The following is a 25,725-nucleotide window of genomic DNA, read 5'->3' as shown; positions in this document are numbered from 1 at the left end:
TCCGGTGAACAGCTCAATGTCGACCCTAGACAAGCCCTATCGTCAGCAGGTGGAGCTGTATTACGCCGAACACCACGGGTGGGTCAGGGCCTGGCTCAACCGCAAGCTGGGCAACAGCAGCGACGCCGCCGATCTTGCCCATGACGTGTTTTTGCGCCTGCTCAGCAAACCCCGCAGTTTTGACAGCGACAGCCATGCCCGCGCCTATCTGAGCGCCATGTCGCGGCACGTCTGCGTCGATTTCTGGCGCCGCCGCGAGGTCGAGCATGCCTGGCTGGATGTGCTGGCCAGCCGGCCGCAAGAGCATGCTCCGTCGGAGGAACATCGAGCTCTGATCCTAGAGGCGCTGCAGCAAGTGCACGGCATGCTCGCCAGCCTGCCGGAGAAGGTCGCCGAAGCCTTTCTGCTCGCCCAGCTGCAGGGCCTCAACTACCGCAGCATCGGCGAACAGCTGGGTGTTTCCGAACGGACGGTGACCAAATACATGGCACAGGCCATGTACCAGTGCCTGCTCCTGGAAGCCGAGCTCGACGCGGTTCTCGACCGATGAGCGCTCCGCGACCCGACCACGCCACTTTGCAGCAGGCGGCGCAGTGGTATGCGCGGCTCAGTGCAGAGCCTCCAGACCACGCTACGCGACAGGCGTGGCGGCAGTGGCATGAGCAGAGCGATGCCCATCAACAGGCCTGGCACTATGTCGAGCGCATCAGCCAGCGCTTCGCACCACTGCAGTCCGAGGCAGAGATGGCACTGCAGACCCTGGGGACCGCCCGGAATAATGCCCGCTCGCGACGCCAGGTGCTACGTACCCTGGCGGTGCTCTCTGGTGGTGCGCTGCTTGGCTGGACCGGCCTTCGCCACCCGCAGCTGAGCCGCCCGCTGCTGGCCTTGCGTGCCGAATACCGCAGCCCGACCGGCAGCGTTCGCCCGTTCACCCTGACCGATGGCACGCGCATCTGGCTGAACAGTGCCAGCGCCTTGGACGTCGATTATCGGACCGACCTGCGCCTTCTGCGCCTGATCGAGGGCGAAGTGCTGATCGATACCGCCAGGGACCCACGGCCCTTCGTCGTGGAAACCACGGAGGGTCGCCTGCGAGCTTTGGGCACGCGCTTCAGCGTGCTGCAGCAGCCGCGGAGCACTCTGCTCAACGTGTTCGATGGTGCAGTGGAAGTCCGCCCCGCCGAAGGCGATCGACCACACGTGACTCGGGCCGGCCAGCAGGTGAGGTTCGACCGGCAGAGGATTGCCGATAGCATGCCGGCAAGCTATCTGCGCCAAGGCTGGAGTGATGGCCTGCTGCTGGCCGATGACATGACGCTTGCAGAGTTCACTCAGGAACTGGCGCGCTATCGCCACGGCCATCTCGACGTCGCCCCGGAAATCGCCCATCTGCGCGTGATGGGCACCTACCCGCTGCACGACAGCGAGCAGGCCCTTGCCATGCTGGAGCGGGTACTGCCGGTTCGCGTGCGCTACACCTTGCCCTGGTGGGCGACCCTGGAACCTCGCTGAGGTCACCGCCCAGCGACCACGCCCTGCATTCCCAGGCTCCCACTTGCGGGATCCGAGCCAACGAAAAAATCCTGTTTCCGCTTCCGGTTTTTCCTTCTCATCCGAATTAGCTGGTGACACCTGCTTTCTGCCCACTAAAAAGATCAAGGAAAACCTGCATGTCACCGCACAACCTGCGCTTCTCCCTGCGCCCCCTGGCACTGGCTATTCCCCTGGCGCTGAGTGCCGGCCTCGGCCTGTGGCCAGCCGGCCTCGTCCATGCCGAACAGCAGCTGATTCGCTACGACATCCCTGCCGGCCCGCTGGCCAGCCAGCTCAATCGGTTCGCCGCCCAGAGCGGCATCTACCTGGCCGGCGACGCCGCCCTCACCACAGGCAAGACCAGTCAGGCACTGCACGGCAGCTATGGTGTCGAGCAAGCTCTGCAGATTCTTCTCGACGATAGTGGCCTGACCGCACAAGCGATTGGCAACGGACGCTACGAGCTGAACCTGGCGGTCGACCAGAGCAGCACGCTGCAGCTGGGTGCGACCACCGTGAGCGGCCGGCAGGAAAACGCCTGGGGACAGGTCGACGGCTACGTCGCAACCCGTAGCGGCAGCGGGACCAAGACCGATACTCCCATCAGCGAAATTCCACAAACCATCAACGTGGTCACCGCCGATGAAATTTCCGCACGCGGTGCCACCAGTATCGCCCAGGCACTCAACTACACACCTGGGGTATCCAGCAGCGGCTTCACCCAGTCGCACATGCTCGCGGATGAAATGAGTTCACGCGGTTTCGCTCCAGCACCGCTCTACCTCGACGGAGCCTACCTGCCCTATGCCGGCAGCCTTGGCGGTGCGCCACAGATAGAGCCCTACAGCCTGGAGCGTGTGGAGGTTCTAAAAGGCCCGGCTTAGGTGATGTTCGGACAGAACCAACCCGGTGGTATCGTCAATATGGTCAGCAAGAAGCCGACCGGCGAGAAGCGCCACGAAGTGCGCCTCGGCGTCGCCAGCCACGACCGCATCAACGGTGCGCTTGATGTCGGCGGGCCGCTCGCCTCAGACGACGACAGCGTGCTGTATCGTGTGCTCGCACTCGCCAACAGTGGCAATGAGCAGATCGGCTACACCGAAAGCCAGCGACTGTTCATCGCCCCCAGCCTGACCTGGAACCTCAGCAACGCCAGCGCCATCACAGTCTATCTGCAAGCACAGCGGGACGACGCGGTGCCCGACTATCAGCCATTGCCGATGATCGGGACGCTGAAGCGCGGCACCAATGGCAAAAGGATCGACCGTGACTTTTTCCAGGGCGAGCCCGGCTACAACGACTACATGCGTGAGCAGTACATCTTCGGTCTGAACTTTTCGCACCAGTTCAGCGATGACCTGCAACTGCGCCAGAGCCTGCGCTATGTTGACTATCAGGGCTTCTACCTGCGCTGGTACGCCAACCCCGAAATGACCACCGCAACACGCAACAAGCTTGACTGGGAGCAGCGCAACAACACGCTGAGCATCGATAACAACCTGGAGTTAAAGATAGATACCGGCGCGCTGGAACACACCCTGCTAGCAGGCGTCGACTATCGACGCTTCTCCCGCAAGTACGATGGCTACAACAACTACTATGCCGAGCCCATCGACCTCTACGATCCGGACTACGGAGTGATCTCCGATAACCCGGTGATGGACTACCAATGGGACAACACGGTCAACCAGACCGGCCTGTACTTCCAGGACCAGATCCGCTGGAACGACTTGATCCTCACCTTGGGCGGACGCCAGGACTGGGCAGGTCTGAACAACAAAGACCTGCTGGCCGACACCCACACCACACGTGACGACGAATCCTTCACAGGGCGCGTCGGCGTCACCTGGTTAGCTGGCAACGGCATTGCTCCGTACCTGAGCTACTCCGAGTCGTTCCTGCCGGTCGTCGGTAGCGACTATTCTGGCAAGGCCTTCGAACCTACCACCGGCAAGCAGCTGGAGGCCGGCATCAAGCACCAGCCCGAGGGTCAGCGCTCGCTGCTGACGTTCTCCGTCTTCGAGATCAAGCAGCAGAACATGGAGACCGAGGACCTCGCACATCCCGGCTTCTCCATTCAGGCCGGCGAGGTACGCTCGCAGGGCGCTGAACTCGAAGCCAAAGCCCAGATCACCGAAGCGCTCAACATCATTGCTGGCGTGAGCTACCTCAATACGCGTATCACCAGCAGCAACTATGGCGACGAGGGCAAGCAAGTGGTCGGGCAAGCGCCCTGGTCAGGTTCGCTGTGGGCGGACTATCACTTCGCCACTGGTGTGTTTGATGGGCTGGGCCTTGGCGCTGGCATGCGCTGGACCGGCAAGCAATACGCCGATGCGGACAACGACATGACTACTCCCAGCTATGCCGTGTTCGACGCGGCGGTGCGTTATGACCTAGGCCGCGTCGATACCTCTCTGCGTGGCACCGAAGTCAGCCTGAACGCCCAGAACCTGTTCGATCGGACCTACGTATCGAGCTGCAACTGGGAGCTGGGCTGCTACTACGGTAAGGCTCGCACGCTGAAAGCCGAGGTTGCCTACCGCTGGTGACGAATGCTGCGTGCGGGTGCGCCATCCGCACGCGTTCCGCCCTCACCAGCGCCTATCGTGTCTCGTGCAAGCTGATGACGGGGCTCAAATAGACCCTCCGCCCCCCTCCGGAACAGGGCGCGCCATGCAGATGGCGCAGCCTCCCTTCAAGCCTTCTTGATGCCACCTCCTGTCAGCCGGCTACGCACGCGGCACCTCATCTCTGTACAATGCGCGCCGTCGTTCAATCCCGGACGCCATGGGTTCCCTAACCCCATCCATCAAAAAGGTGCTGTCATGACTCTGCTCTCCGAGCCGCGCCAACGCTTGGCGCTGGCTGCCCTGATCGTTTTCCACATTCTTGTCATCGTCGCCAGCAACTACCTGGTGCAGCTGCCGATCACCCTGTTCGGCTGGCACACCACCTGGGGCGCATTCAGTTTCCCGTTCATCTTTCTCGCCACCGACTTGACCGTGCGCCTGCTCGGCAAGGGCTCCGCGCGCCAGGTGATCGCCCGGGTGATGATTCCCGCGCTGCTGGTGTCCTACGCGGTGTCGATGCTGTTCCAGGAAGGCAGCTTCCAGGGGCTGGCCGCACTGGGCCAGTTCAACGAGGTGGTACTGCGGATTTCCGTCGCCAGCTTCCTCGCCTACGTGGTCGGCCAGCTGCTCGACATCCAGGTGTTCGACCGCCTGCGCCGCCTGCGCCAGTGGTGGGTCGCACCGACCGGTGCCATCGTGGTCGGCAGCCTGGTGGATACCTTCGTGTTCTTCTCGGTGGCCTTCTGGCACAGCGCCGACCCATTCATGGCCGAGCACTGGGTGGAGATCGCCACGGTGGACTACGGCATCAAGCTGGCGGTCAGCCTGATGCTCTTCGTGCCGTTGTACGGCGTGCTGCTGAACGCCATCCTGCGGCTGCTGGCAGGTCGTCAGCCCGCCACCGCCTGAGTCGGGCGCCCGCCAGGGCGCACTGCCTCACTTCACCTCGAACGACAGGGTCGCCACATGAGTGACGCTGTCGTACGACTTGCCATCCACGGTCGCCGAGCCGTTGATCTGCGCTGCCACCTCCAGCACGTAATGACCGGGGAACGGCGTATCGAGCATCACGCTGCCATCGGCCGCCGGCTTGAGCACCTTCGACCACTGCTCGGAGGTATGCACGTTGACCTGCGAGGCCGACACCACCTTGCCCTTCCAGTGCAGCTGGAAGACGTTGCCGTTCGGCGTGGTCGGCACCAGTTCCAGATCATTCTTCGCCGTCGTTTCTCCGCGCCCTTCGCGGGCCTCGTAGAGGGTCAGCGCCTTGCCGTCGGCATGCTTGGCCTGCATGCGCAGATCGCCTACGGCGCCGTTCAACACATAGGCGTCGCCGGATGCCTGCAGCGGCTGCCAGCCACCATCGGCCAGCCGCTGCTGCGGCTCCGTCAGCGCGGCCAGGCTCAATTTTTCGGTCGGCTGAAAGTCACTGAGCACGGCCCTCGCCGACGTCTCGGCGCCGCGCTCGATCCACAGATACTCGGCCTGCGCGAGCGGCGCGCCACTCGCCATCAGCGCCAGCAGCAAAGCGCGGTGTCCAATCGAAACAGACATGGAAACTCCTTGTTGTGAACCAGGGGGAGCCTCCCGCAACGGGATGCTCTCTACATAGAGACGAGCGAGCGATGAAAACCCCGCACCCAGGAGGAACATTTTCCAGTCGCCACAAGGCTTTACCCATTCTTGACAGTACTTACCTCCAGCTTACCCACGCCCCGCGGCCCTGCCCCTATAGTGGCGACCATCAAATTCGCCATGTACCACGCCATGCCCAGAATTCGCCCTCGCCACCTGATCCCCGCCCTCGCCGCCCTTCTCATCGGCGGCTATGCACTCAAGACCTGGTTAGCGCCGGCCCCTGCCGGTGAAGGCTTGCTGACTGCGGAAGTCCGCAACGTCGACATCGAGCAGACGGTAATCGCCACAGGCACACTGGAGGCCTACAAGCAGGTCAGCGTCGGTGCCCAGGTGTCAGGACAGATCACCAGGCTGCACGTCGATTTCGGCGACCAGGTCAAGCAGGGTGATCCCATCGCCGAAATCGACTCGATGACCCAGCAGAACGACCTCGCCAACGCCAAGGCCGCGCTTGCCAACGCCAAGGCCCAGCGTGCAGTGCAGGCAGCGGCACTGAAGAAGGCCCAGCTGGCCTTCGCCCGGCAGAAGTCGATGCTGGTGCAGAACGCTACCTCGCGGGAGGACTACGAGACAGCCGAGGCCGACCTGGACACCGCCAGGGCCCAGGTGGCCGCCCTCGACGCACAGATCCAGCAGGCGCAGATCCAGGCCTCCACCGCCGAAGTGGACCTGGGCTACACCAAGATCACGGCCCCCATCGACGGCACCGTGGTCGGCGTGGTGGTCAAGGAAGGCCAGACCGTGAACTCGGCGCAATCGGCCCCGACCATCGTCAAGGTCGCCCAGCTGGATCGCATGACCGTGAAGGCCGAGATATCCGAGGCGGACGTGGTCAATCTTCGCCCCGGCCTGCCGGTCTACTTCACCATCCTCGGGGAACCCGGCAAGCGTCACAGCGCGACTCTGCGCATGATCGAACCGGCCCCCAGCACGATCAACGATAACGACAGTTCCTCCAGCGCATCCTCCAGCACCGCATCGACCGACACGGCCATCTACTACATCGCCGTCTTCGACGTGCCCAATCCGGAAGGCAAGCTACGCATCTCCATGACCACCGAGGTGAACATTGTCCTAGACAGCGTCAAGGATGCCCCGAGCATCCCGGTTTCGGCCCTCGGCAACACCACCCGCGACGGCCGCTACGTGGTCCAGGTCCTGAGCAGCACCGGCAAGGTCGAGCCCCGACGCATCCGCATCGGTCTTGAGGACTCGATCAACGCCCAGGTGCTCGAAGGCCTGGAGGTCGGCGACAAGGTCGTGCTCGGTGACGCGGCGGCGGGCTCGACCACGACGATGCGCATGCGCGGGCCGGGTATGAGGCTGTGACATGGCACTGCTAGAGCTGAGCGGCCTGCGCCGCGAATTCCCGGCAGGCGAGCAGACCATTGCCGTGCTCAAGGATGTCGACCTGAGCATCGAGCAAGGCGAAATGGTCGCCATCATCGGTGCATCCGGGTCCGGCAAGTCGACCCTGATGAACATCCTCGGCTGCCTCGACCGACCAAGTGCGGGCACCTACAGCGTAGGGGGCCGTGAAACCGGGCAGCTCGACCCGGACGAACTGGCCGCCCTGCGCCGGGAATATTTCGGCTTCATCTTCCAGCGCTACCACCTGCTGGGCGACCTGGATGCCGTGGGCAACGTCGAAATCCCGGCCATCTACGCCGGCAAGGACGCCGCCAGCCGCCACGAACGCGCCCAGAGTCTGCTACAGCGCCTGGGCCTGGGCGAGCGCCTGGGGCACAAGCCCAGCCAGCTCTCCGGCGGGCAGCAGCAGCGGGTGTCCATTGCCCGTGCCTTGATGAATGGCGGCCAGGTGATACTTGCCGACGAACCCACCGGCGCCCTCGACAGCCACAGCGGCGAAGAGATGCTCAAACTGCTGCGCGAGCTGCACGCAGCCGGGCATACCGTCATCATCGTCACCCACGACATGAAGGTCGCGGAAACCGCAGACCGCCTGATCGAGATCAGCGACGGCAGCATCATCGCCGACCGCCGACTGCGCAACAGCGACGATGTCAGAGCTCTCGACGAACCGGAGCAGGCTATCGAGGCCAGCGCCCTCAAGGCCGGCATCGGCCAGTTCCGCGAAGCCTTCCGCATGGCCCTGCTGGCGATGCTTTCGCACAAGCTGCGTACCTTCCTGACCATGCTGGGCATCATCATCGGCATCGCTTCGGTGGTATCGGTGGTAGCACTCGGCCAGGGCTCGCAGCAGAAGATTCTCGAGAACATCAGTGCCATCGGCACCAACACCATCGATATCTATCCCGGCAAGGGATTTGGCGATCGTCGCTCGGCACGCATCCAGACCCTGATACCGGCAGATGCCGAGGCTCTGGCCGGCCAGGACTTCGTCGACAGCGTGACACCGTCCGTATCCAACTCCGGCACCCTGCGCTACCGGGAGCAGGCGCTGACCGTGTCCATGAGCGGGGTGGGCGAGCAATTCTTCCGCGCCAAGGGTTATACCTTCGCCCAGGGTCGCGCATTCGACACCAAGGCAGTGCGTGACTCGGCACAGGACGCGGTCATCGACAGCAATACCTATCAGAAGCTGTTCGCCGGCAAGCAGGCGCTCGGCCAGGTGGTTCTTCTCGGGAAGGTGCCCGTACGTATCGTCGGTGTGCTCGACCCGATCCAGAGCAACTTCGGCGGCAGCGACCAGCTACGCGTATACCTGCCCTACACCGCCGTGATGAACCGCATGCTCGGCCAGTCGTACCTGGAGAGCATCACGGTAAGGGTCGACGATAGTGTCTCCAGCGACGCCGCCGAGCAGGGCATCATCCGCCTGCTCACCCGTCGCCACGGCGTGCAGGATTTCTTCGTGATGAACACCGACACCATTCGGCAGACCATCGAGAAGACCAGCCAGACCATGACCCTGCTTATTTCAGCCATCGCCCTGATCTCGCTGCTGGTTGGCGGCATCGGCGTGATGAACATCATGCTGGTATCAGTCACCGAGCGGACCCGCGAGATCGGCGTGCGCATGGCGGTCGGCGCGCGGCAGAGCGACATCATGCGCCAGTTCCTCATCGAGGCGGTGCTGGTCTGTCTGATCGGCGGCACCCTCGGCGTGCTCTCCGCATTGGCCTTCGGTGCGGTGTTCAGCCGCCTCACCAGCGACTTCAGTCTGGTGTTCTCCGCAACATCCATCGTCGCTGCGTTCCTCTGCTCAACGGTCATCGGCCTGGTATTCGGCTTCCTGCCGGCCCGCAACGCCGCGCGCCTTGACCCCGTCGACGCACTTTCCCGAGAGTAGAACCGTGAAGCGATTCCCCCTGCCCGCGCTGGCCCTCGCCCTGACACTGAGCGGCTGCGGCACCCTGATTTCCACCCCCTACGAGCGCCCGGCGCTGGACATTGCCACCGACTGGCAGCAGTTCGCACGGACCCAGGCCGGTGCCCATGCCGATTGGTGGAAGGCCTTCGCCGACGCTCAGCTCGATCACCTGGTCGAACAGGCGCTGGCGAAGAACAACGACCTGGGCAGTGCCTTGCTCAATACCCGCCGTGCGCGCCTGCAGGCCGGCCTTGCCCACGAGGCGCAGTGGCCGCAGCCCGGCGCCAGCGTCAACGCCAGCCGTAACCGAGATCTGGGCGGCGGCGGTAGCACCAGCCATGGATACTCGCTGAACGGCTCGGTGAGCTGGGAGGCCGATCTGTGGAACCGTCTTGGCAGCGCCACCGATGCGGCGGAACTGGAGGCGTTGGCCCGCGAGCAGGACTACGCCGCCACGCGCCTGTCGCTGATCGGCACCGTCGCCACGCTGTACTGGCAGATCGCCTATCTCAACGAGCGCCTGGCAGTCGCGGGCGCCAGTATCGACTATTCGCAGCAGACCCTGGACCTGGTGCAGGTGCAGTACAACTCCGGCCAGGCGTCCTCTCTGGAACTGGCCGAGGCACGCCAGAGCCTGGAGAGCCAGCTCGCCGCAGAGGTCGACCTGCGCCAGCAGCGCGTGGTCCAGCGCAATGCCCTGGCGGTCCTGTTCGACGGTGCCACCCCGGTCGAGATGAATGAGCCGCAAAGCCTGGCGCAAACCAGCCTGCCAGCGGTCGATGCGGGCCTGCCGGCATCACTTCTCTCCCGTCGCCCGGACCTGCGTGCTGCCGAGCTGCGTCTGCGCGGCACGCTCAAGACCGTGGATTCGACACGAGCCAGCTACTACCCGGACCTCAGCCTGACCGGAACCCTGGGCTACTCCAGCGAGGCGCTCGGCAATCTGCTGCAGAACCCGGTCGGTGCTCTTGGAGCCGGCCTGACGCTGCCATTTCTGCAATACCGGCAGATGCAGCTCGCCATCGATGTGTCGAAGACCGACTACGAACTGGCCGTGACCAGCTTCCGCCAGACCCTCTACGAAGCACTCGCCGACGTGGAGAACAACCTCGCCGGTCGCCGCCACTATGCGGAGCAGGAAGGCATGCGGGCTCGCGCGCTGGAGGCGGCACGGGAAGCCGAACGTATCTATCGCATCCGTTATCAGTCCGGCGCCGAGACGCTGCAGTCCTGGCTCGCCGCCCAGGAGACCCGGCGCAGCGCCGAAATCACTCTGTCGGAAAACCGTCTGAACCAGTTACTGAACTACATCACCCTGAGCCAGGCGCTGGGTGGCGACGCTCAGACAGCCGGCCAGACGACACCGGGTATTCCCGCGGGCTGATCACGACCTCGGCCTGGAAACTTCGGCGCTGCGCTTGGCTCCAAGCCTTATCGGTCGCCGACCGCCCGCAGGATATGTCGATGAAACCCCAACTGATCTACTACGTCGCAGCCAGTCTGGATGGCTACATTGCACGTCCCGATGGACGAGTCGACTGGCTGCACGAAGTCGACTCATCAGGCGATGACCACGGTTACCCGGCGTTCTATCAGTCCATCGACGGCCTGCTCATGGGCCGCGCCACCTATGACATGACCCGTAATCTCACGGGAAACTGGCCTTACCCCGACAAGGCCTGTCTGGTGCTCGCCCGCAACCCCATCGACGCCGCAACCAGCAACATCCAGGGGCGCCACTGCACGCCCGCCGACGCGCTGGATGAGCTGGCGGAGCGAGGTTGCAAACGGGTCTGGCTGGTCGGCGGCGGCAGCCTCGCCGCCAACTGCCTGGCAGCCGGACTGCTCGACGAGCTGGTCGTGAATGTCGTGCCCTATCTGCTCGGCGCCGGTATCCCGCTCTTCTCCACCGGCCTGGAACGTCCGCTGCGCCTGGTCGGCGAGCGACGATTCGACAGCGGGCTCATCCAGATGCACTACCAGGTGCTTCCGGAAGCAGCACTGGCCGGCTAATCCCCCCTGTCTGAACACAAAGAAGCCGTGCTCCTCGCACGGCTTCCTGCATGGTTGTTTTCTATCAGGCAGGGAAGTCGGTGGACATGGCCAGTGCACGCCAGGCCTGCAGCTCGGCCTCGACCTGCGCATGCTTCTGCTCGATGCGCGCCACTGCATCGCTGCCCAGCGGCAGGCGCAGCGGCGGTTGCTCGGCATTGGCCAGCGCCAGCATGGCCTCGGCGAATTTGGTCGGGTCGCCCGGCTGGGCATGGTTGGCCGCGTGGGCGAACGTGCGCATTGCGCCGACCGTCTCGTCGTAGTCGGCCAGCTCCAGGGCGGTCTTCACCAGCGACTGCTCGTCGAGGAAGTCGGTGCGGAAGAAGCCCGGCTCGACCACGGTGACATGGATGCCAATCGGCGCGACTTCCTGCTGCAGCGCCTCGCTGATGCCCTCCACGGCGAACTTGGTGGAGCCGTACACGCCCCAGCCCATGTAAGCCTGGTAGCCGCCCAGCGAAGAGATGTTGATGACATGCCCGGAGCGCTGGCGGCGCATGTGCGGCAGCACGGCGCGGGTGACGTTGAGCACGCCGAACACGTTGGTGGCGAACAGGCGCTCGGTCTCCGCCGCGCTGGTTTCTTCCACCGCGCCGAGCACACCGAAGCCGGCATTGTTGACCAGCACATCGATGCGACCGAAGCGGGCGATGCCGGCAGCGACGGCCTCATGGGCCTCTTCTTCGCGGGTCACGTCCAGACGCACGACCAGCAGGTTGGGATGCTCGCCCAGGCGGGCGGTCACGTCGGCGGGTTTGCGGGCGGTGGCGATGACGGCATCACCGGCATTGAGGGCCTGCTCGGCGATCAGTGCGCCGAAACCACGGGAAGCTCCAGTAATCAGCCAGGTACGCATATCGAATTCCTCGGATGTCGTCCCGCACCACGCGGGCCGTTGACGACACTCTAGGGCTGCGGTACTGATGTGATAATCCCAATAAAATTGCATGACTTACTGAGCAGTTTTCATCAATGAAAAACGTCTCACCCACCGACCTGGCGATCTTCCTGGCCATTGCCCAGCACCTCAGCTTCGCCCGCGCCGCGGTCGATCTGGGCCTTACACCCTCGGCGCTGAGCCATGCCCTGCGTGGCCTGGAAGAGCGCCTGGGCGTGCGCCTGTTCAACCGCACCACGCGCAGCGTGGCACTCACCGAGGCCGGTGAACGCCTGCAGGCACGAGTACGGCCGGCCTTCCGCGATATCGCCGACGCCCTGGAAGACCTCAACAATTTCCGCGACAAGCCCTCCGGCAGCCTGCGCATCAATGCCGGGCGCGCTGCCATCCAGTTGGTGCTACTGCCGCTGGTGGGGCGTTTCCTCGCTGCCTACCCGGACGTGCGCCTCGAACTGGTGGCCGACGACGGCCTGGTCGACGTGGTCTCCGCCGGCTTCGATGCCGGCGTGCGCTTCGGCGAGCGCCTGGAGGCGGACATGGTCTCGCTGCCCATCGGCCCGCGCATGCGCTCGGTGGTCGCCGGCGCCCCCGGTCTTTTCGAGCGTCATCCTATCCCGCAGAAGCCCGAGGACCTGCATGGCCTGCCCTGCATCCGCCATCGCTTCCCCGGCGGCAACTTCTATCGCTGGGAGTTCGAGCGCGGTGGCATCGCCCTGGAGATCGAGGTCGACGGCCCGCTGACGCTGGACGACGTGGCGCTGATGGTCGAGCCGGCGCAGCAGGGCATCGGCCTCGCCTATGTGTTCGAGGAGATGGTCCGCGAGCAGCTCGCCGATGGCCGCCTGGTGCAGGTGCTCGGCGACTGGTGCCCCTACTACGCCGGCCTGCACCTCTACTACCCGAGCCGCCGCCATGTGCCGGCGGCGCTGCGCGCCTTCATCGACTTCGCCCGCGCCGCACTTGCCAACGGCGCCAATCCCTGACAAAACGCCGCCAGCCTAACCATTCGCGAGCAGAACAATGAGCGACGAACTGAAAATCGAAGACCTGGAGATCGGCAGCGGCAAGGCCGCCGTCAAGGGCGCGCTGATCACCACCCAGTACCGCGGCTGGCTGGAGGACGGCAGCGAGTTCGATTCCTCCTACTCGCGCGGCAAGCCGTTCCAGTGCGTGATCGGCACGCGCCGGGTAATCCAGGGCTGGGACCAGGGCCTGATGGGCATGCAGGTCGGTGGCAAGCGCAAGCTGTGGGTGCCGGCGCACCTGGGCTATGGCGAGCGCCAGGTCGGCTCGATTCCGCCGAACTCCAACCTGGTGTTCGAGATCGAGCTGCTGGAAGTGCTGACCCGCGACGATTAAGACGTCACCGCCAGGCGCCGCCGGCGCAGACTCCAGCCCTGCTGCATGCCGGCCGCCGCCAGCAGGATGGCCGCCACGCCCAGCCACTGCAGCGGGCTGAGGCGATGGCCGAAGGCCAGCCAGTCGACGAAGATCGCCGCGATCGGGTAGATGAACGACAGCGCCCCGGTCAGTGCCGTCGGCAGTTTCTGGATCGCGCTGTACAGCAGCATGTACATCACCCCGGTATGCAGGATGCCCAGGGCCGCCAGGCTGGCCCAGGCCTGCGGCTGCTCGGGCAGCTGGTAACTGGCCAGCGGCGCTAGCATCAAGATGCCGGTGAGCAGCTGGATCAGCGCGATCAGGTGCGGCGGCGTGCCAGTCAGGCGTTTGACGATCAGCGCCGCCAACGCGTAGAGCAGCGCAGCGCCCAGGGCCAGGGCGATACCCATCAGGTAGTTCTCCCCCGTGGTGCCGGTATCGCCATGGGCGCTGACGATGGCCAGCATGCCGAGGAAGGCCACCCCCAGCCAGGCCAGCTTGGCCAGAGTGATGAGTTCGCCAAGGAACAGCGCCGCCAGGCCCACCAACATGAACGGCTGCACGTTGTACACCGCCGTGCTGATGGCGATCGACGCCTTGGAATAGGAGGCGAACAGCAGCAGCCAGTTGCCGACAATGGCCACCCCGCTGACCAGCGCCAGAACCAGCACGCGGCGATTCAGCAACTCGCGACGCAGCAGGCCGAGCGCGGCGCAGACCAGCAGCAACATCACGCCGCCGATCACGCAGCGCCAGAACACCACGTCGACCACGGACTGACCGGACACCAACACGAACCAGCCGATGGTGCCGGAAATCAGCATCGCCGCGATCATTTCCAGCGAGCCGCGCTTGAGGGTCTTGTCCATGGTCGGAGTCTCCGGTTGGGGTGCGCTCATTATTCGGCTACCCAGCCCGGCCACTCCATGGTTAATCTAAGGTGAAATCACACGGCAGCCTTTATTGCGAAGGCGTTTCCCTGAAATCACCTAACGGGATCACCATGACCGACGATATCGACCAGCTTCTGCTCACCGCCCTGATGGAAGACTCGCGCCGCTCGCTCAAGGCCCTGGCGCAGATCAGCGGCCTGTCCTCGCCCAGCGTGGCCGAGCGCCTGCGTCGTCTGGAAGAGCGCGGGGTGATCAAGGGCTACACGGTGGAGGTGGACCCGCGCCACTTCGGCTACCAGCTGCAGGCCATCGTCCGCGTGCGCCCGCTACCCGGCAAGCTGCACGAGGTGGAGCGGCAGATCCAGTCGATTCCCGAGTTCACCGAATGCGACAAGATCACCGGCGAGGACTGCTTCGTCGCCCGCCTGCATGTGCGTTCCATGGAGCAGCTGGACGAGCTGCTCGACCGCATCAACGCCTATGCCGAGACCAACACCGCCATCGTCAAGAAGACCTCGGTGCCGCGCCGGCTGCCGCCGATGAACTGAAGGATTTACCCATGCGATTCAAAACCTCCGCACTGGCCCTGCTGCTGATCGGCCAGGCGGCCCTGGCGCAGCCGAACGAGCTGCGCGCAACCGTCGATGCCGCCGTGCAGCCCGCCATCGCGCAGTACCGGATTCCCGGACTGGCCGTGGCCATCGTGCACAAGGGCGAGCGGCACTTCTTCAACTACGGCGCAGCCTCCCGCGACAGCGGCCAGGCGGTGGACGAACACACGCTGTTCGAGCTGGGTTCGGTAAGCAAGCTGTTCAGCGCCACCCTCGGCGCCTATGCCCTGGCAGAGGGCAAGCTGCGCCTGAGCGATAAGGCCAGCCAGCATCTGCCGGCGCTGCGCGGCAGCGCCTTCGAGCGTATCAGCCTGCTCGATCTGGCCACCTACACCTCCGGCGGCCTGCCGCTGCAGTTTCCGGATGCCGTGCACAACGAACAGCAGATGCTCGACTACTACCGCGCCTGGCAGCCGGCCTACCCTGCCGGCAGCCAGCGCCTGTATTCCAACCCCAGCATTGGCCTGTTCGGCCATCTGGCTGCCGCCAGCCTGGGCGAACCTTTCGATCAGCTGCTGGAGCGCCGCCTGTTTCCGCAACTGGGCATGACAGAAAGCCATGTTCGCGTGCCAGCGGCGCAGATGGCGCGCTACGCCTGGGGCTACCGCGACGAGCAGGCGATCCGTGTGCAGCCGGGCCCGCTGGATGCCGAGGCCTACGGGGTGAAGTCCACGTCCGCCGATATGCTGCGCTTCGTCGAGGCCAACCTCGATCCGTCGCAGTTGCCGGCACCGATGCGCCAGGCCATCGCCACCACCCACCAGGGTTATTACCAAGTCGGCGACATGACCCAGGGCCTGGGCTGGGAGCGCTACGCCTACCCCATCAGTCTGCAGCGTTTGCAGGGCGGCAACTCCACGCAAATGGCCCTGCAGCCGCATGCGGTCGAGCGTTTCGCCAAGCCACAAGCGGCCGAAGGAGACCTGTTGCTGAACAAGACCGGCTCGACCAATGGCTTCGGCGCCTACGTGGTAGTGCTGCCGGCCCGCGACACCGGCCTGGTGATCTTGGCCAACCGCAACTACCCGAATGCCGAACGGGTACGTATCGCGCTGCAGATCCTCACCAGACTGGAGCCCTGAGCACTGGCCCATTGCCAGGCTCCAGCCGGCGATGGAAAGCCCGTATGATGGCCGGCCGCATCTGCTTTCCGAGTTGCCATGCTGTCCGCCGTCAAACGCTACCAGGCGCTGTTCTCCGCCACCCTGGCGCGCTACTTCCCCCGCACCACCGAATACCTGCGCGCCGAGCGTGAAGCCGCAGCCCGGCTGCGCCAGCCACAACCGCGCGCCAAGCGTGCCGCCAGCAGCGGCAAGACCAAGGCTGGCGGTGGCAAGAAGAAGGCCAGCGACGGCCCTGCCCCTGCAACAACCGGCATATATTCCAGGGCCCGCCTGAAGGTCAGCGAAACCCAGATCGCCGCCATGCGCGCCCGTGTCGCCGAGGCGGTGGCAGCCGGGCTGATCGGTGAACCCTCCGAGGAGCAGTGGGCGATGATCCTCTGCCGCGCCCCACTGGCGCGCACCTTCGCCGGTGCCGGCTCGGGCAAGTCCACCACCCTGCTGCTGCGCGTGGTGTTCATGCTCTGCCACCTGCAGATTCCCGCCGCCAGCCTCACGGTGATCTCCTTCACCAACGCCTCCTGCGCCGAACTGCGCGGCCAACTGCTGCGCCTGCTGGCCTTCTGGCAATTTCCCTTCGACGAGGCGCAGGCGCGCCAGTGCGTGCGCACCTTCCACTCGGCCATGGCGCAGCAGACCAAGGCGCTGCTGGGGGCGCCGAACTGGTTCGAGCAACTCGGTGGCTCTACCGGCGACGAGCCGGACGCACCGGCCGGCGGCCGCCTGCCGCCCGCGCAACAGCGCCTGCTGCGCCAGGCCTATGACGAGCTCTACGCCAGCGACGCCGCCTTCCGCCAGCAGGTACACGAGCTGCTCGGCGTGGCCATGCCCGAGACCGTCGGCAAGCCGCCGCAGGAGGGCTTGCGCCTGGCTGGCGAACTACGCGCCGCACCGCTGTTCGAGGCGCTCTACCAGCAAGGCTGCTTCGCCGAGAGTCTCGGCCTGCGCCCGGACCGCATCGACGCGGCCACGATGAACTGCGCGCCGCGCGAGCGCCTGTTCCTGCAGGCGCTCGCCAGCTTCTGGACGCGCTTCCAGGCACTGCTGCAGGTGCAAGGCGCCATCACCTTCGATGCCGCCTTCCGCCAGCTTGGCGAGCGCCTAGCCTGCGCGCAGGAGCTACCCGCGGAGGCCATCGAGCCGCTGCGCCATCTGCTGATCGACGAGTTCCAGGACATCTCGCCGCAGATCGTCCACTGGCTGCAAGCCGTGCACCGCGCACTGGCCAGGCGCGGCAAGGCAGTCAGCCTGATGGCCATCGGCGACGACTGGCAGTCGATCTACGGATGGCGCGGAAGCTCGCCGGAGCTGTTCCTCGACTTCGACCGCCACTTCCCTAGCCGCAGCAAGGCCAAGAGCCAGGTACTAATGCTCACGGCTAACTTTCGCAGCATCGAGCCGATCCTGCGTGATGCCGAGGCGCTGCTGGAGGACGTCGCCTGCAAACAGGCCAAGCGCAGCCAGGCGGTCAAGGCCGCGCAGCCGGGCGACCACGGCGTACGCCGCATCGAGGGCTTCGACCTCAAGCGTCAGCTGCCCGAGCTACTGCAGGAAATCGCCACACAGTGCGCGCATGTCGCCCAGCGCGGCAGCCGCGAACGCAACCCGGTGCTGCTGCTGGGGAGGCGCAACGACGCGCTGAAGCAGGTGCAGGGTCAGCTGGACCCAAGCCTGCCGGTACGTGCCTACAGCATCCACCGCGCCAAGGGCCTGCAGGGCGAGGTGGCGATCATCCTCGACGATGGCGGCAGCCCCGATTCGCATCCGCTGCGCAATGCTCTGTATGCCCACTGCGGTCTGTTCCGCAACAGCTACGACCAGGCCATGCGCGACGAGAGCCTGCGCCTGGCCTATGTGGCCGTCACCCGTGGCGTCAGCCGGGTGATCTGGTACGCGGGCAAACGCTGAAAAAGCGCATCGCCCGGCTAGGCAGATGCCCGGCGCCCCGCTACCTTCGCTGAAGCCTTGGCGCTCGCTCAGGCCCCAGCCATGCAGTGAGGCAACCGCAGACGATGGACAGACTGCCGACCGAATCGAGCCCGCAAACCCAAGCCACCAGCCCCAGCCTGCCGGGCCTGCTGCGACATAAGCGCTGGCTGGTGGCTGCCAGTTACACACTGGTGCTGTGCTTCAACCAGCTGCTGGTCACCAACCTGATCCCCCTGCTGTCGCATATCCAGCAGCTGTATGGCTTGTCGGAGCTGCAGGCCAGCGCCGGCGTGCTGATCTTCCTCATCTTCTGCGTGCTGCTGTCGCTGCCGGCGGGGCGCTTCATCGACCGTTTCGGCTTCCGCCATGGCACCCTTCTCGGCATCGCCCTGATGGCGCTGGCCGTGCCCGTGCGCCTGGCCAGCGAGACCTTCGCCGGCCTGATGCTCGGCCAGTTGCTGATTGCCCTGGGCCAGCCGCTGATCATCACCGGCGCCGCCAAGATGGCCACGGAATGGTTCCCCGAGGCAGAACGCGGCAAGGCCATCGGCCTGAGCACCGCCGGCATGTTCGCCGGCCTCGCCCTCGGCCTGGGCCTGCCTCCGCTGCTGTTCGCCAGCTATGGCCTACAGACCACCCTGAGCGGCCTGGCCCTGGCGTCGTTGGTGCCCAGTGCGTTGTTCATTCTCTGCAGCGGCGAGCGAGGCAAGCCCGCCAGCGCCAGCCAGGCACAAAGCGCGCGCCCCGGCTGGCTCGACCTGCTCTATACCCCCGGTTTGGCGGCGCTGCTCTTGGCGGCTCTGCTGGGCTTCGGTCTGTTCAACGCCTTGACCCTGTGCCTGGAGCCGATACTCGCCGGCAATGGCCTGGACGCCAACGCCCTGGCCATCACGGGCATGCTGCTGATCGCCGGCGGCGTGTTCGGCTGCTGCTGGTGGAGCCGCTGGCGCAACGGCTGAAGAGCAGAAAACGCGTGCTGCTGGGCTGTGGCGTCGGCGTGATCAGCACCATCTGGCTGCTGTTCCATGCCCAGAGCCAAGCCGCGGCTGCGCTCTACGCGGCGCTGCTCGGCCTGTGCCAGCTGCCCTGCTACGCCTTGCTGCTGACACTGGCCGAAGAACTGGTCGGCACCGACCAGGCGGCCAGTGCCAATGCCTTGCTGGTGGTGGTCGGCAATGTCGGTTCGGCCCTGGCCATGACCGCCGTGGCGCTGATCCACAGCGCACAGGGCAGCTGGAGCCTGGTGATCGCCTTCCTGATCGGCATGGCGCTGCTGCAGATGCTGGTGGTGACGCGCTTCGACAATCGCTAGCCACCCTTAGCCAGCCATGAAAAAGGCCGCCCGAGGGCGGCCTTTTTCATGCAGCGCAGCCGCTTACTCGGCCAGGCGCCAGGTGGTGCCGCCCTTGCCATCTTCCAGCACCACGCCCATGGCGGTGATCTGGTCGCGGATACGGTCGGACTCCGCCCAGTTCTTGTCGGCACGAGCCTGCAGACGCGCGGCGATTAGCGCCTCGACTTCGGCGGCGTCGACCTTGCCGGCGGCGCCAGCCTGGAGGAACGCGTCCGGCTCCAGCTGCAGCACGCCGAGCACGCCAGCCAGTTGCTTGAGCTGGGCGGCCAGGCCGGCGGCGGCCTGTTCGTCCGACTCGCGCAGGCGGTTAACCTCACGGATCATCTCGAACAGCACGGCGCAGGCTTCCGGCGAGTTGAAGTCGTCGTCCATCGCCGCACCAAAGCGCTCGACGAAGGCTTCGCCGCCAGCAGGTGCCACTTCCGGCAGGCCTTTCAGGCCGTTGTAGAAGCGCTCCAGGGCACCCTTGGCTTCCTTGAGGCTGTCTTCGGAGTAGTTGATCGGGCTGCGGTAGTGGCTGGATACCAGCAGGTAGCGCACCACTTCCGGGTGGTACTTCTCCAGCACCTCGCGGATGGTGAAGAAGTTGCCCAGGGACTTGGACATCTTTTCGCCATCCACGCGCACCGCGCCGGCGTGCATCCAGGCGTTGGCGTAAAGCTTGCCGGTGGCCGCCTCGCTCTGCGCGATCTCGTTCTCGTGGTGCGGGAACACCAGGTCCGGGCCGCCGCCGTGGATGTCGAAGGTCTCGCCCAGGCAGCAGGTGGACATCACCGAGCACTCGATGTGCCAGCCCGGACGACCGGCGCCCCACGGCGATTCCCAGCTGGGCTCGCCCGGCTTGGCGCCTTTCCACAGAACGAAGTCGAGCGGGTCTTGCTTGATCTCGTCGACCTCGATGCGCGCACCGATCTTCAGGTCTTCGATCTTCTTGCGCGACAGCTTGCCGTAGCCGACGAACTTGCCGACGCGGTAGTACACGTCGCCATTGCCCGGAGCGTAGGCATAGCCCTTGTCGATCAGGGTCTGGATCATCTGGTGCATGCCGGCGATATGACCGGTGGCACGCGGCTCGATGTCCGGACGCAGCACGGACAGGCGTGCCTCGTCCTCGCGCATGGCGGCGATCATGCGCTCGACCAGAGCCTCGAACGGCTCACCGTTCTCCTGGGCGCGCTTGATGATCTTGTCGTCGATGTCGGTGATGTTGCGCACGTAGGTCACGTCATAGCCGCGCTGACGCAGCCAGCGGGTGACCACGTCGAAGGCGACCATCACGCGGGCGTGGCCGATATGGCAGAAGTCGTACACGGTCATGCCGCACACATACATGCGCACCTGGTTGCCTTCCAGTGGCTGGAACGGCTCTTTGACCTTGCTCAGGGTGTTGTAGATGGACAACGCCATGGATCAGGCTCCCCAGGTGTCGCGCAGGGTGACGGTACGGTTGAACACCGGTTTGCCGGGCTGCGAGTCCTTCAGGTCGGCGACGAAGTAACCTTCGCGCTCGAACTGGAAGCGCTCCTCGGCGCCGGCATTGGCCAGCGACGGCTCGGCGCGGCAGCCGGTGAGCACCACCAGCGAATCCGGGTTGATGTTGTCGAGGAAGCTGCCGCCCTCTTCGTCCTTCTCCGGGTTGGCGGAGCGGAACAGGCGGTCGTACAGGCGTACTTCGCATTCCACGCTCTCGGCGGCCGGCACCCAGTGGATCACGCCCTTGACCTTGCGGCCTTCGGGGTTCTTGCCCAGGGTGTTTTCGTCATAGGAGCAGCGCAGCTCGACGATGTTGCCAGCGGCGTCCTTGATGGCTTCGTCGGCGCGGATCACGTAGCTGCCGCGCAGGCGCACTTCGCCACCCGGGATCAGGCGCTTGAAGCCGTCCGGCGGGGTTTCTTCGAAGTCGCTGGCGTCGATGAAGATTTCGCGGCTGAACGGCAGCACGCGCACGCCCATGTCCTGCTTCGGATGGCGCGGCAGTTCGAGGTTCTCGATCTGGCCTTCCGGATAGTTGGTGATCACCACCTTGAGCGGTTTGAGCACGCACATGGCGCGGGCGGCGTTGGCGTCCAGGTCCTCGCGGATGGCGAACTCCAGCATGCCGATATCGACCACGCCGCCGGCGCGGTTGACGCCGATCATGTCGCAGAAGGCGCGAATCGAGGCCGGGGTGTAGCCGCGGCGACGGTAGCCGGACAGGGTCGACATGCGCGGATCGTCCCAACCATTGACGTGTTTCTCGTCAACCAGTTGCTTGAGCTTGCGCTTGCTGGTGATGGTGTAGTTCAGGTTGAGGCGGGCGAACTCGTACTGGCGCGGTTGCGCCGGCACCGGCAGTTGCTCGAGGAACCACTCGTACAGCGGGCGATGGTCTTCGAACTCCAGGGTGCAGATGGAGTGGGTGATGCCCTCGATGGCGTCCGACTGACCATGGGTGAAGTCGTAGCTCGGGTAGATGCACCACTTGTCACCGGTCTGGTGGTGATGGGCGTGGCGGATGCGATAGAGGATCGGGTCGCGCAGGTTCATGTTGCGCGAGGTCATGTCGATCTTGGCGCGCAGCGAGCGGGCGCCGTCCGGGAACTCACCGGCCTTCATGCGAGCGAACAGGTCCAGGTTCTCTTCTACCGAGCGCTCGCGGAACGGGCTGTCCTTGCCAGGGCTGGTCAGGGTGCCGCGGTATTCGCGCATTTCCTCGGCATTCAGGTCGCAGACGAAGGCCTTGCCGGCCTTGATCAGCTCGATGGCCCAGGCGTGCAGCTGGTCGAAGTAGTCGGAGGCGTAGCGCTCCTTGCCGGCCCACTGGAAGCCCAGCCACTCGACGTCGCTCTTGATCGCGTCGATGTATTCCTGGTCTTCCTTGGCCGGGTTGGTGTCGTCGAAGCGCAGGTTGCACTCGCCACCGAACTCCTGAGCCAGGCCGAAGTTCAGGCAGATCGACTTAGCGTGGCCGATGTGCAGGTAGCCGTTGGGCTCCGGCGGGAAGCGGGTGATGATCTTGGCGTGCTTGCCGCTGTCCAGATCGGCCTGAACGACGGGGCGCAGGAAGTTGGCGGCTTTTTCGACGGTGGGCTTGCTCATGATGTCCTTAGCTTCGAGGTGCGCGGCTCGCGGCCCGTGGCGGTTTCGCCCCAGGGTAGGCCGGTCAAGACAAAGCCCGTATGATACCCAACCCGTCAACCCCCTGACAGCCGCAAAGCGACCAGGCGTGGCCTTTTAGCGCGAATGCGCCGCCGCCCTGCCCGTCTTGCCCGAATTCGAGAGCGCATCGCCATGATCAAGCTGCACACCAACCACGGCGTCATCACCCTGGAACTGTTCGAAGACAAGGCCCCGGAAACCGCTGCCAACTTCAAGGAATACGTGAAGAGCGGCCACTACGACGGCACCGTGTTCCACCGTGTGATCAGCAACTTCATGGTCCAGGGCGGCGGTTTCGAGCCGGGCATGAAGCAGAAATCCACCCGTTCGCCGATCAAGAACGAGGCCAACAACGGCCTGTCCAACAAGGTCGGCACCGTCGCCATGGCCCGCACCATGGACCCGCACTCCGCCTCCGCGCAGTTCTTCATCAACGTCGCCGACAACGGCTTCCTCGACCACACCGCACCGACCATGCAGGGCTGGGGCTATGCCGTATTCGCCCAGGTGACCGAGGGTATGGACGTGGTCAACGCCATCAAGGGCGTTGACACCACCATGAAATCCGGCCACCAGGACGTCCCGGTGGAAGACGTGATCATCGAGAAGGCCGAAATCGTCGAGTGATTCGATGATCCTGCTGATCTCCGATCTGCACCTGGAAGAGGAACGCCCGGACATCACCCGGGCGTTTCTGCATTTCCTGCAGACCCGCGCCCGCGGGGCCGAGGCGCTGTACATCCTCGGCGACTTCTTCGAGGCCTGGATCGGCGACGACGGCATGTCGCCCTTCCAGCACAGCATCGCCCGCGCCTTACGCGAGTTGAGCGATGCCGGTACGCGCATCTTCCTGATGCACGGCAACCGCGATTTCCTCATCGGCCGCGCCTTCTGCCGCGAAGCCGGTTGCACCCTGCTGCAAGAGCCGAGCATCGTGCAGTTCAATGGCGAGCCGGTGCTGCTGATGCACGGCGACAGCCTGTGCACTCTGGACGTCGGCTACATGAAGCTGCGCCGCCTGCTGCGCAACCCGCTCAGCCTGTTCATCCTGCGCAACCTGCCGCTGACCACCCGCCACAAGCTGGCGCGCAAGCTGCGCAGCGAGAGCCGCGCACAGACCAGCATGAAGGCCCGCGAGATCATCGACGTGACCCCGGACGAAGTGCCGCGGATCATGGCCGAGCATGGCGTGCGCACGCTGATCCACGGTCACACCCACCGCCCCGCCGTGCACGAGCTGCAGGTGAACGGCCAGCCGGCCAAACGCATCGTCCTCGGCGACTGGGACAAACAGGGCTGGGCCCTGCAGGTGGACGAGCTGGGCCTGAATCAGGCGCCCTTCCCGCTCTAGCTCGCGGCTCGCCTGCTAAGCTGCCCTCAAAGCCATTGCTTGGGGGAAGCGATGACACGCCTGCTACTGGCCTGCCTGGCCCTGTTCCTGCCCATGCTCGCCAACGGCGAGCCACTCAAGCTGCCCGCCGCCGACCAGCTGCGCGAGGAGCTGAAGACGCTCAAGCCGGGGCAGTACCTGTGGTACCCGGAAGTCTCGCCGCAGGGCCCGATCACCCTAGTGGTCAGCCTCACCGAGCAACGCGCCTACATCTACCGCAACGGCATCGTCATCGGCGTCACCACGGTCAGCACCGGCCGGCCCGGCAAGGACACGCCCACCGGGGTGTTCACCATCCTGCAGAAGAGCGTCAGCCACCGTTCGACCCTCTACAACAGCGCGCCGATGCCCTACATGCAGCGCCTGACCTGGGATGGCGTCGCCCTGCATGCCGGCAGCCTGCCCGGCTACCCCAGCTCCCACGGCTGCGTGCACCTGCCGCTGGAGTTCGCCAAGAAGCTCTACGAGATCACCGGCTTCGGCAGCACCACGGTGGTCATCACCGACAGCCACAGCGCGCCGAGCGAGGTAAACCATCCCGGCCTGCTCGCGCCGCTGGTGGCCGACGGCAAGCCGGCGGGCGAGCCGCAGGTCGCCGGCAGCACCTACCTGAACGACCCTGGTAGCGATCACGGTCCACTGTCGATCCTGATCAGCCGCGCCGACCTGCGCGTCTACGTGTTCCGTGGCGGCGAGCTGATCGGCTCGGCGCCGGTGCTGGCGAGCGGCACCGAGCTGCCGCACGGCATGGCAGTGTTCTCTCTGCTGCAGAAGCCGCCAGCCAGCGAGTTCGACCCGGCACCGCCGCTGCGCTGGTCCGCCGTGGCCCTGAGCGACCCGCAGGCGGGTGGCACGCCGGCCGACCAGCTCGGCCACGTCAGTGTCGACAAGGATTTCCTGCGCCAGCTGCATGACGCGATGGACATCGGTACCACCCTGGTGATCACCGACCTCAGCGCCAGCCGCGAGACCCGCAGCGACGGGCAGATGACGGTGATCAACACCGAACCCGAGGAAACTGCACCGCCGGTCAAAAAATGATCGGCAGCTGGACAAATTTCGAGCAGAATGCGCCCGCATTCATAGCCACACGCTTCGTGCAGGTATTCCTTCGATGCTGAATCGACTGGCTGCAGCCTTCGTCGTCCTGATCTTCTCCGGCCTGGCCCAAGCCGCCACGCTGCCCGATGTCGAAACGTTGCAGCGCCTGGCCCCGCAGGCCAACCCCGTCGCGCTGAAACTGGCGCTTACCGCCTACCAGTGCGCCGGCCAGGGCAAGGTCGAGCAGCTGCTGACCGTGATCGACTACTCCCGCCCCTCGCGGCAGAAACGCCTGTGGGTCTTCGACCTGGCCGCACGCAAGCTGCTGTTCGAGGAGTGGGTGACCCATGGCAAGAACAGCGGCGCCGACGTGCCGACCAGCTTCTCCAACCGTCCCAACAGCTACCAGTCGTCCCTCGGCCTGTTCCAGACCGGCCAGACCTACAGCGGCAAGCACGGTCGCTCCCTACGCCTGCGCGGCCTGGAGGTGGGTTTCAACGACAACAGCGAAGCGCGCGCCATCGTCATGCACTCGGCCGCCTATGCCGATCCGGGCGTGGTGCCCGGCCTCGGCCGCCTCGGCCGCAGCCAGGGCTGCCCCGCCGTACGCCCGGCCATCGCCGGCCAGCTGATCGACGCCCTGCAGCGCGGCAGCTACCTGTTCGCCTACTACCCGCAGGAAGAATGGCTGGAGAAATCCGCTTACCTCAACGCCGCCAGCTGCCCGTTGGTCGAAGAGACCATCGCCCGTCAGGACTGAGCCCGCTGAGGCGAATGAGCGACGGATCCACCCAACAATCCTGAAGCGCTGGGAGCCGGGGCACATCCCGGCCTACGGCCTCTTGACGCCTGCCAATGGCCTGATCAGCATTCGCG

General features: G+C 65.3%; 25 protein-coding genes. 20 read left to right on the top strand and 5 right to left on the bottom strand.

The features are described from left to right. The first annotated feature begins 16 nt into the window (after window positions 1–16). From IB234_RS11505 to IB234_RS11490, 5 genes are all read left to right on the top strand, one after another. Window positions 17–550: a sigma-70 family RNA polymerase sigma factor gene (locus IB234_RS11505; protein ID WP_192317591.1), complete on the top strand. Its 534-nt coding sequence runs from the start codon at window positions 17–19 to the stop codon at window positions 548–550. Continuing rightward, window positions 547–1,515 (top strand): FecR domain-containing protein, encoded by a 969-nt coding sequence (locus IB234_RS11500; protein WP_192317589.1) that lies wholly within the window; start codon window positions 547–549, stop codon window positions 1,513–1,515. Before IB234_RS11505 ends, IB234_RS11500 begins: the two co-directional genes overlap by 4 nt. A 158-nt stretch (window positions 1,516–1,673) precedes the next feature. Continuing rightward, entirely contained in the window at window positions 1,674–2,420 is a 747-nt protein-coding gene (locus IB234_RS24235) for a TonB-dependent receptor (protein ID WP_318652002.1), read from the top strand. 3 nt (window positions 2,421–2,423) lie between these two features. Next, window positions 2,424–4,088 carry a TonB-dependent siderophore receptor gene (locus IB234_RS11495; protein ID WP_318652001.1) on the top strand — a complete coding sequence of 555 codons (1,665 nt, stop codon included), beginning with the start codon at window positions 2,424–2,426 and terminating at the stop codon, window positions 4,086–4,088. Window positions 4,089–4,364: 276 nt separating this feature from the next. Beyond that, entirely contained in the window at window positions 4,365–5,018 is a 654-nt protein-coding gene (locus IB234_RS11490; RefSeq protein WP_192317588.1) for a 7-cyano-7-deazaguanine/7-aminomethyl-7-deazaguanine transporter, read from the top strand. A gap of 27 nt (window positions 5,019–5,045) precedes the next feature. On the opposite strand, the gene IB234_RS11485 is transcribed toward IB234_RS11490, so the two are convergent. Then, complete coding sequence (locus tag IB234_RS11485) at window positions 5,046–5,663, bottom strand: hypothetical protein (protein ID WP_192317586.1); 618 nt, start codon at window positions 5,661–5,663, stop codon at window positions 5,046–5,048. A gap of 213 nt (window positions 5,664–5,876) precedes the next feature. Here IB234_RS11485 and IB234_RS11480 point away from each other — a divergent pair, with 213 nt between their 5' ends. From IB234_RS11480 to IB234_RS11465, 4 genes are all read left to right on the top strand, one after another. After that, a complete protein-coding gene (locus IB234_RS11480; protein ID WP_192317585.1) occupies window positions 5,877–7,076 on the top strand; it encodes an efflux RND transporter periplasmic adaptor subunit in 1,200 nt (399 codons plus the stop codon). Between the two features lies 1 nt (window position 7,077). After that, complete coding sequence (locus IB234_RS11475) at window positions 7,078–9,021, top strand: MacB family efflux pump subunit (RefSeq protein WP_192317583.1); 1,944 nt, start codon at window positions 7,078–7,080, stop codon at window positions 9,019–9,021. Between the two features lie 4 nt (window positions 9,022–9,025). Continuing rightward, window positions 9,026–10,426, top strand: a complete 1,401-nt coding sequence (locus IB234_RS11470; protein WP_318652000.1) for an efflux transporter outer membrane subunit — start codon at window positions 9,026–9,028, stop codon at window positions 10,424–10,426. Window positions 10,427–10,506: 80 nt separating this feature from the next. Further along, window positions 10,507–11,055, top strand: a complete 549-nt coding sequence (locus IB234_RS11465; RefSeq protein ID WP_192317581.1) for a dihydrofolate reductase family protein — start codon at window positions 10,507–10,509, stop codon at window positions 11,053–11,055. Between the two features lie 64 nt (window positions 11,056–11,119). Here the strand turns inward: IB234_RS11465 and IB234_RS11460 are convergent, their stop codons facing one another. Then, window positions 11,120–11,950 (bottom strand): oxidoreductase, encoded by an 831-nt coding sequence (locus tag IB234_RS11460; RefSeq protein ID WP_192317580.1) that lies wholly within the window; start codon window positions 11,948–11,950, stop codon window positions 11,120–11,122. A 116-nt stretch (window positions 11,951–12,066) separates the two neighbouring features. Between IB234_RS11460 and IB234_RS11455 the strand changes: the two genes are divergently transcribed. Continuing rightward, window positions 12,067–12,975: a LysR family transcriptional regulator gene (locus tag IB234_RS11455; protein WP_192317578.1), complete on the top strand. Its 909-nt coding sequence runs from the start codon at window positions 12,067–12,069 to the stop codon at window positions 12,973–12,975. 37 nt (window positions 12,976–13,012) lie between these two features. Continuing rightward, on the top strand, window positions 13,013–13,351 hold the full coding sequence (locus IB234_RS11450) for an FKBP-type peptidyl-prolyl cis-trans isomerase (RefSeq protein ID WP_192317576.1): 339 nt from the start codon (window positions 13,013–13,015) through the stop codon (window positions 13,349–13,351). Here the strand turns inward: IB234_RS11450 and IB234_RS11445 are convergent. Beyond that, window positions 13,348–14,241, bottom strand: a complete 894-nt coding sequence (locus IB234_RS11445; protein WP_192317822.1) for a DMT family transporter — start codon at window positions 14,239–14,241, stop codon at window positions 13,348–13,350. The two genes, IB234_RS11450 and IB234_RS11445, sit on opposite strands and share 4 nt — an antisense overlap. A gap of 134 nt (window positions 14,242–14,375) precedes the next feature. Between IB234_RS11445 and IB234_RS11440 the strand changes: the two genes are divergently transcribed. The 5 genes from IB234_RS11440 to IB234_RS11420 all read left to right on the top strand — a co-directional run bounded on the left by IB234_RS11440 (window position 14,376) and on the right by IB234_RS11420 (window position 19,238). Beyond that, a complete protein-coding gene (locus IB234_RS11440; protein WP_192317574.1) occupies window positions 14,376–14,813 on the top strand; it encodes an Lrp/AsnC family transcriptional regulator in 438 nt (145 codons plus the stop codon). A gap of 11 nt (window positions 14,814–14,824) precedes the next feature. Then, window positions 14,825–15,958, top strand: coding sequence for a class C beta-lactamase (gene ampC, locus IB234_RS11435; RefSeq protein WP_192317572.1), 1,134 nt, complete (start codon window positions 14,825–14,827; stop codon window positions 15,956–15,958). 78 nt (window positions 15,959–16,036) lie between these two features. Then, complete coding sequence (locus IB234_RS11430; RefSeq protein WP_192317570.1) at window positions 16,037–17,905, top strand: UvrD-helicase domain-containing protein; 1,869 nt, start codon at window positions 16,037–16,039, stop codon at window positions 17,903–17,905. A 104-nt stretch (window positions 17,906–18,009) separates the two neighbouring features. Further along, window positions 18,010–18,885, top strand: a complete 876-nt coding sequence (locus IB234_RS11425; RefSeq protein ID WP_192317567.1) for an MFS transporter — start codon at window positions 18,010–18,012, stop codon at window positions 18,883–18,885. A gap of 14 nt (window positions 18,886–18,899) precedes the next feature. After that, window positions 18,900–19,238, top strand: a complete 339-nt coding sequence (locus tag IB234_RS11420; RefSeq protein WP_318651999.1) for a hypothetical protein — start codon at window positions 18,900–18,902, stop codon at window positions 19,236–19,238. Window positions 19,239–19,301: 63 nt separating this feature from the next. Here the strand turns inward: IB234_RS11420 and cysS are convergent, their stop codons facing one another. Beyond that, complete coding sequence (gene cysS / locus IB234_RS11415) at window positions 19,302–20,687, bottom strand: cysteine--tRNA ligase (RefSeq protein WP_192317563.1); 1,386 nt, start codon at window positions 20,685–20,687, stop codon at window positions 19,302–19,304. Window positions 20,688–20,690: 3 nt separating this feature from the next. Then, the gene (locus IB234_RS11410; protein WP_192317561.1) at window positions 20,691–22,358 is read right to left on the bottom strand and encodes a glutamine--tRNA ligase/YqeY domain fusion protein; all 1,668 of its coding nucleotides are present in this window, start codon (window positions 22,356–22,358) and stop codon (window positions 20,691–20,693) included. A 192-nt stretch (window positions 22,359–22,550) separates the two neighbouring features. On the opposite strand from IB234_RS11410, the gene IB234_RS11405 reads away from it, so the two are divergent. The 4 genes from IB234_RS11405 to IB234_RS11390 all read left to right on the top strand — a co-directional run bounded on the left by IB234_RS11405 (window position 22,551) and on the right by IB234_RS11390 (window position 25,609). Next, a complete protein-coding gene (locus tag IB234_RS11405; protein ID WP_192317559.1) occupies window positions 22,551–23,045 on the top strand; it encodes a peptidylprolyl isomerase in 495 nt (164 codons plus the stop codon). Window positions 23,046–23,049: 4 nt separating this feature from the next. After that, on the top strand, window positions 23,050–23,769 hold the full coding sequence (gene lpxH, locus IB234_RS11400) for a UDP-2,3-diacylglucosamine diphosphatase (protein ID WP_192317557.1): 720 nt from the start codon (window positions 23,050–23,052) through the stop codon (window positions 23,767–23,769). 51 nt (window positions 23,770–23,820) lie between these two features. Continuing rightward, window positions 23,821–24,849, top strand: coding sequence for a L,D-transpeptidase (locus tag IB234_RS11395; RefSeq protein ID WP_192317555.1), 1,029 nt, complete (start codon window positions 23,821–23,823; stop codon window positions 24,847–24,849). A 73-nt stretch (window positions 24,850–24,922) separates the two neighbouring features. Further along, entirely contained in the window at window positions 24,923–25,609 is a 687-nt protein-coding gene (locus IB234_RS11390) for a murein L,D-transpeptidase catalytic domain family protein (RefSeq protein ID WP_192317553.1), read from the top strand. Window positions 25,610–25,725 lie beyond the last annotated feature (116 nt).

This window comes from Pseudomonas sp. PDM16 (assembly GCF_014851865.1).
Taxonomy (GTDB): domain Bacteria; phylum Pseudomonadota; class Gammaproteobacteria; order Pseudomonadales; family Pseudomonadaceae; genus Aquipseudomonas.
Note: the sequence above shows the minus strand (reverse complement) of the source record. Positions and strands in the feature narration are given on the sequence as shown.